We start from the raw sequence: 682 nt of genomic DNA, 5'->3' as shown, positions 1-682 counted from the left end.
CCCAGCGCGCCGTGAGCCGCCGGTCGCGGGCCGGCCGGCGCAGCAGCAGCCACCCCGCCAGCAGGCCGGCCAGCCCGAGGATCCAGCACGCCAGCCCGATCGCGTACCGCGGCTGCGCCAGCAGGTGCGCCGACGGCAGCTGCCCGTACGGAACCCCGCCCTGCACCGCGCCGACCGTGTACGCCGCGACCGCGAGCAGCACCGCCCCGGCCAGCCCGATCACCCGTCCCCGGACCGCGGCACCGAACCGCCGTCGCCCGCGCCGATCGCCGCGCGTCAGCGGCTCGCCCTGCCCCACCCGCCCATGCTTGCACGCCCGCCACCCGCCCACCGGGCTGCCGCCCGGCTCCCGCTTCCCGCTTCTGTGCGCTCGTTGCTGGCGGTGCAAAGACCACCTCTGTTCGCGGTTTTGACCCCGCGTGGGGGAATGCGAGGAGAGGGCTTCGCCCCCTCCTCGCGCTCCTTCCCCGCCAAGGGGGCCGCCCCCTTGGCCATCCCCGCCCAGCCCCCGGTACTGCTGCCCATCGACGCCGAGCAGCCGTCGAAGAAGAACGGGGCACCGGCCCGGCCTACCCATCACGGCCACGCCCGCGTCGCTCGCGTCGCGTCGCACCGTGGGCAGTTGGTTGTCGGGGCGGGCTAGGTGTTGTGGTTCGTGAGGTTGTTGACACCGGCCTGGCGA

General features: G+C 75.5%; 1 pseudogene. It reads right to left on the bottom strand.

From position 1 onward, the window contains the following. A pseudogene (locus NUM_RS33530) lies at nt 1-298 on the bottom strand (hypothetical protein); the annotation flags it as partial. Nucleotides 299-682 lie beyond the last annotated feature (384 nt).

Source organism: Actinocatenispora comari, from assembly GCF_017312725.1.
Taxonomy (GTDB): Bacteria; Actinomycetota; Actinomycetes; order Mycobacteriales; family Micromonosporaceae; genus Actinocatenispora; species Actinocatenispora comari.
This window is presented reverse-complemented; position numbering and strand designations above follow the sequence as displayed.